Annotated in this window: 2 protein-coding genes and 1 pseudogene; 2 read left to right on the top strand and 1 reads right to left on the bottom strand. The window is 40.5% G+C overall.

Translation table 11 applies throughout. The features are described from left to right. Together IQR33_RS26415 and IQR33_RS26410 are read left to right on the top strand one after the other, a co-directional pair. A partial coding sequence (locus IQR33_RS26415; protein WP_193844198.1) for an Mpo1-like protein occupies nt 1–203 on the top strand: 203 nt, incomplete at its 5' end. Nucleotides 204–405: 202 nt separating this feature from the next. Beyond that, a complete protein-coding gene (locus IQR33_RS26410; protein WP_005377799.1) occupies nt 406–717 on the top strand; it encodes a hypothetical protein in 312 nt (103 codons plus the stop codon). A 146-nt stretch (nt 718–863) separates the two neighbouring features. On the opposite strand, the pseudogene IQR33_RS34465 reads toward IQR33_RS26410, so the two are convergent. Continuing rightward, nucleotides 864–1,083, bottom strand: a pseudogene (locus IQR33_RS34465) (sulfate ABC transporter permease); the annotation flags it as partial.

Raw genomic sequence — 1,083 nt, 5'->3', positions numbered from 1 at the left:
TCGGCTACACATTAGCGTGCATTGGCCTTATTTGGTCTCTAGAGGTATTGATGTTGCCCGTTCTGCATATTTCTATGCTCTTGTTTGGTGTATTGTGGATATTGCAATTTATCGGTCACAAGATTGAAGGTAAAAAACCGTCGTTTTTTGAGGATTTACAGTTTCTACTCATCGGCCCGATTTGGGTGTTCAGAAAACACTAGCGATAAGCAAAATCAGGCATCATCCGAATGACACAAGACATATAACGTTCAGAGATTATGTAGCTCTTACTACAGAATACCTCTCCTTCTTATTGCCACGACAAGCATTCACTTTAGATACGCACTATGATTAAAGAGGTGCAAACGCACTTTACGCTATCGAGATACTTAAACTTACGGCAAGTTTACTTTAGGGGGATGAATGTACGACCGACAATATAAATATGCCTATTGGAGAGAAGAGCGTAAAAAAGGCAAATGGCACTATATATTAAAGTCCTTCTTTATGATTTGTTGTGCATTACTGCTTGGTAAAGTCATCGGTTTGTTCATTTTTGGAGAGCTGCATTCTTTAAGCGACATTTGGGAACAACTCCCTGCGGATGTTTTTATTATGATGCTCGTGGGCTTTCCAATTAGTGTCCTTGGTTGGTACCACGAAGAGTCAAAGTTTTTCCGGGCACTGCGACGCAAAGAAAAGCGGTTAAAAGGCAATCAAAACAAACCGAAATAGAGTAACCTTTGTCTCTGTTTGGATTGCCACTTACCTATCTGAACGATTCTATCCCTTCCAGTCGTTTAGCGTTTAGTTACGTGTTGCAAAAAGCCTTCTTAATGCAACAGCCTCTAGCGTTGTGGAAATTGGTACTGTAAGAAACATTAAAAAACGAAGTTGAGCATTAGCGTATAAAGGCTCGCACTGTCATCCTTTGGGGCTGATGAAAACGCGCCAGAGCTATTATTGTAGGCGTTGAACCTTTGCCATTCTGCGTTCAGGGAAACGTTGTAATCTAGGTCATATCTCAATCCGAGTAAGAAACTGTCTCCACTTTTTTTATCCCGACTATTAAACTGCTGACCGTAAACAATATAAGGAGTT

Source organism: Vibrio sp. OPT46 (assembly GCF_015163535.1).
Classification (GTDB): Bacteria; Pseudomonadota; Gammaproteobacteria; order Enterobacterales; family Vibrionaceae; genus Vibrio; species Vibrio alginolyticus.
The sequence above is the reverse complement of the archived record's forward strand: the minus strand, read 5'-3'. Positions and strand labels throughout refer to the sequence as shown.

Coding starts and splice junctions, on each gene's coding strand:
- IQR33_RS26410 (WP_005377799.1), top strand. CDS start 406: ATGTACGACCGACAATATAAATATGCCTATTGGAGAGAAGAGCGTAAA.